The 4,447-nt window shown below is 63.2% G+C and carries 3 protein-coding genes; all 3 read left to right on the top strand.

The window, feature by feature from the left end; genetic code table 11:
• On the top strand, nt 1–1,083 hold a 1,083-nt coding region (gene gcvT, locus ACR0LY_RS19965), incomplete at its 5' end, for a glycine cleavage system aminomethyltransferase GcvT (protein WP_170352138.1).
• A gap of 17 nt (nt 1,084–1,100) precedes the next feature.
• On the top strand, nt 1,101–1,466 hold the full coding sequence (gene gcvH, locus ACR0LY_RS19960; RefSeq protein WP_170352139.1) for a glycine cleavage system protein GcvH: 366 nt from the start codon (nt 1,101–1,103) through the stop codon (nt 1,464–1,466).
• A gap of 143 nt (nt 1,467–1,609) precedes the next feature.
• Nucleotides 1,610–4,447: aminomethyl-transferring glycine dehydrogenase (gene gcvP / locus ACR0LY_RS19955; RefSeq protein WP_170352140.1), on the top strand; the 2,838-nt coding region annotated here is incomplete at its 3' end.

The raw sequence follows: 4,447 nt of genomic DNA, 5'->3' as shown, positions 1-4,447 counted from the left end.
AAACGCACTCCTCTCTACGATCTCCATGTTGAGTTGGGAGGCAAGCTGGTTGATTTTGCGGGTTGGGAGATGCCTGTTCAGTATCCGCTGGGGATCATGGGAGAGCATAAGCAGTGTCGTGAGAAGGCGGCGGTGTTTGATGTGTCTCATATGGGTCAGGTGATCCTGCGCGGTGAGGATGTAGGCGCGAAGCTCGAGGCGATCTGCCCGCAGGCCTATGCGACGCTGAAGGAAGGCAAAGCCCGCTACGGGTTCTTCACGAACGAAGACGGCGGGATCATGGATGATCTGATCGTGTCGAATGCGGGGGATCATTTCTTTGTGGTGGTGAACGCGGCGCTGCGGCATCAGGACATTCCGCATATGAAAGCGAACCTTGAAGGCGTTGAAGTGACCGAGATCTTCGACCGCGCGCTGGTGGCGGTTCAGGGCCCCAAGGCCGAAGATGTCGTGGGCGAACTGTGCCCGGCGGCGCGGGACCTGAAGTTCATGGAAACCACCGTCGCCGATATCAACGGTGTCGAATGCCGCATCTCGCGGCTGGGCTATACCGGCGAGGACGGGTATGAGATCTCGATCCCCGAGGATAAGGCAATCGAGGTCACCAAGGCCTTTCTGGCGCATGAGGATTGCGAACCTGCCGGTCTGGGCGCGCGCGACAGCCTGCGGCTGGAGGCGGGTCTGTGCCTCTATGGCAATGACATCGACCAGACGACCTCGCCGATTGAGGCGTCCCTTGGCTGGGCCATTCAAAAGCGCCGCAAGGAAGAGGGCGGTTTTCCGGGTGCGGACCGCGTACAAAAGGAACTGGCCGAGGGTCCTGCGCGCAAGCTGGTGGGCATCAAGCCCGACGGTCGCGCCCCCGCGCGTCAGGGCGTCGAAGTCCAATGTGCCGAGGGCAATACCATCGGCCAGATCACCTCGGGCAGCTTTGGCCCCACGGTCGGCGGTCCCGTTGCGATGGGCTATGTGAGCAAGGGTCATGGCGAGCCGGGCGAGAAGGTCAATCTGATCATCCGGGGCAAGGCGCAACCGGCGCAGATCGTGGCGCTGCCCTTCGTCAAACAGAATTACAAGCGTTGAAGTCAGGAGAGAGAGACATGGCAACCTATTATTCCGAAGAGCATGAATGGCTGACCGTCGAAGGGGACACGGCCACTCTGGGCATCACCAAACACGCGGCTGAGCAGCTGGGCGAAGTGGTCTTCGTCGAGCAGCAGGAAGCGGGCGACGAGTTCGAAAAAGGCGGCGAGATCGGCGTGATCGAATCCGTCAAGGCGGCGTCCGAGCTCTATGCGCCGGTCGATGGCGAGATCACCGAGGTCAACGAGGCGCTGGCCGACAACCCCGGCGCGCTGAACGAAGACCCCGAGGGCGAGGCCTGGATCTACAAGATCAAGATCGCGGATGCCGCGCAGCTTGAGGATCTGATGGACGAAGCCGGCTACAAGTCCTTCATCGGGTAAATCTATGTCGGAGCCCTGTCTCTGGGGCTCCGCCCGTTCGGGCCTGAATCTGTCCACCGGACAGATTCCGGGACGGCCCTCACTCTCCGCCGGAGGCTCCCGCAGTCTCCGCCGGACCTGACCTTTTCGACAGGAGCGCTGCAATGGCCTTCAAACTGACCGATTACGAAGCCTATGACTTCGCCAACCGCCGCCACATCGGCCCGTCGCCCACCGAGATGCGCGACATGCTCAAGGTGATCGGCTTCAAGACGCTGGACCAGCTGATCGACGCCACGGTGCCGCCTGCGATCCGGCAGAAAGAGCCGCTGGACTGGGGTCCGGCGATGACGGAACGCGATGCGCTCTTTCACATGAAAGAGGTGGCGAGCAAGAACAAGGTTCTGACCTCGCTGATCGGTCAGGGCTATTACGGCACCACCACGCCGGCACCGATCCTGCGCAACATCCTGGAAAACCCGGCCTGGTACACCGCCTATACGCCGTATCAGCCCGAGATCAGCCAGGGCCGTCTTGAGGCGCTGTTGAACTTCCAAACCATGGTCAGCGATCTGACCGGGCTGGACGTGGCCAACGCCTCGCTGCTGGACGAAGCCACAGCCGCTGCCGAAGCGATGGCGATGGCCAAGCGCGGCGGTCGCTCCAAGGCCAACAACGCGGCCTTCTTTGTCGACCGCAACTGCCACCCGCAGACCATCGCGGTGATCAAAACCCGGGCTGAGCCGCTGGGCATCGACGTGCAGGTCGGCGACCCCGATGCGCTGGATGCAGGTGCCGTCTTTGGCGCGATCTTCCAGTATCCCGGCACGCATGGCCATGTGCGCGACTTCACCGCCGAGATTGCGGCGCTGCACGAACACAAGGCGATTGCCATCGTCGCCGCCGACATCCTGTCGCTGGCGCTGCTGAAGTCACCGGGCGAGATGGGCGCGGATATCGCCATTGGCTCGACCCAGCGCTTTGGCGTGCCAATGGGCTATGGTGGCCCGCACGCCGCTTATATGGCGACCACCGACAAGCTGAAGCGGTCGATGCCCGGCCGGATCATCGGTGTCAGCATCGACAGCCGCGGCAACAAGGCCTACCGCCTGTCGCTGCAAACCCGCGAGCAACACATTCGCCGCGAGAAAGCCAACTCGAACGTCTGCACAGCGCAGGCGCTGCTGGCGGTCATCGCCTCGATGTATGCCGTGTACCACGGCCCCGACGGCATCAAGGCCATCGCGCAATCGGTGCATCGCAAGACCTCGCGCATGGCTGCCGGTCTGGAAGAGGCGGGCTTTGCCGTGGAACCGGAAGTGTTCTTCGACACCATCACGGTTGAGGTCGGCCACCTGCAGAACGTCGTGATGGAGGCCGCCGTGGCCCGTGGCGTCAACCTGCGCAAGGTGGGCGACAGCAAAGTAGGCATCAGCCTGGACGAACAGACCCGCCCCGAGACCATCGAGGCCGTCTGGGGCGCCTTCGGCATCGACCGCAAGGATGACAGCTCGAACGTGGCCTACCGCCTGCCGGATTACGCGCTGCGCGAAAGCGCCTATCTGACTCACCCGATCTTCCACCAGAACCGGGCCGAGGCCGAGATCACGCGCTATATGCGCCGTCTGGCCGACCGCGACCTGGCGCTGGACCGGGCGATGATCCCGCTGGGGTCCTGCACCATGAAGCTGAACGCCACGATCGAGATGATCCCGGTCACCTGGCCCGAGTTCGGTAACCTGCACCCGTTCTGCCCCGAAGATCAGGCGCAGGGCTATCACGAGATGATTGCGGATCTGAACGACAAGCTGTGCCAGATCACCGGCTATGACGCGATCTCCCAGCAGCCCAACTCGGGCGCGCAGGGCGAATATGCGGGCCTGCTGACCATCCGCAACTATCACGCATCGCGGGGTGAGGCGCACCGCAATGTCTGCCTGATCCCGACCTCGGCGCATGGCACCAACCCGGCCTCGGCGCAGATGGTGGGCTATCAGGTTGTGCCGGTGCAGGCGGATGAGAACGGCAACATCGATGTCGTCGATTTCCGCGCCAAGGCGGAAAAGCACAGCGATCATCTGGCTGCCTGCATGATCACCTATCCTTCCACCCATGGCGTGTTCGAGACCACCGTGCAGGAGGTCTGCCAGATCACCCATGATCACGGCGGTCAGGTCTATATCGACGGTGCCAACATGAACGCCATGGTCGGCCTGTCGCGTCCGGGTGACATTGGCGGCGACGTCAGCCACCTGAACCTGCACAAGACCTTCTGCATCCCGCATGGCGGCGGCGGCCCCGGCATGGGTCCGATCGGCGTCAAGGCGCATCTGGAAGAGCATCTGCCCGGCCACCCGGAATACGGCAGTGCCATCGGCCCGGTCTCGGCCGCGCCCTTCGGCTCGCCGTCCATTCTGCCGGTCAGCTGGGCCTATGTGCTGCTGATGGGTGGCGCGGGTCTGACCCAGGCCACGAAAGTAGCGATCCTGAACGCCAACTACATCGCCGCGCGTCTGAGCGAGGCCTATCCGATCCTCTACACTTCGGAAACGGGCCGGGTGGCGCATGAATGCATCCTCGACACCCGTCCCTTGGACGAGGCGGCCCATGTCAGCGTCGACGACATCGCCAAGCGTCTGGTCGATTCAGGCTTCCACGCGCCCACCATGTCCTGGCCGGTGGCCGGCACCCTGATGGTCGAGCCCACGGAATCGGAACCCATGGCGGAACTCGACCGCTTCTGCGACGCCATGCTGTCCATCCGGGCCGAAGCGCAGGACATCATCGACGGCAAGATCGACGCGGACAACAACCCGCTGAAAAACGCCCCCCACACGGTGCGCGATCTGGTCGGCGACTGGGATCGCCCCTACACCCGAGAACAGGCCTGCTTCCCGCCGGGCTCCATGGGCGTCGACAAATACTGGTCCCCCGTCAACCGCGTCGACAACGCATATGGCGACCGAAACCTCGTCTGCACATGCCCACCAATGGACGCATAC

The organism is Ruegeria sp. BC5, assembly GCF_056539205.1.
The sequence above is the reverse complement of the archived record's forward strand: the minus strand, read 5'-3'. Positions and strand labels throughout refer to the sequence as shown.

Excerpts from the sequence above, each read along its gene's own strand:
- gcvH (WP_170352139.1), top strand. The coding sequence starts at position 1,101 with ATGGCAACCTATTATTCCGAAGAGCATGAATGGCTGACCGTCGAAGGG.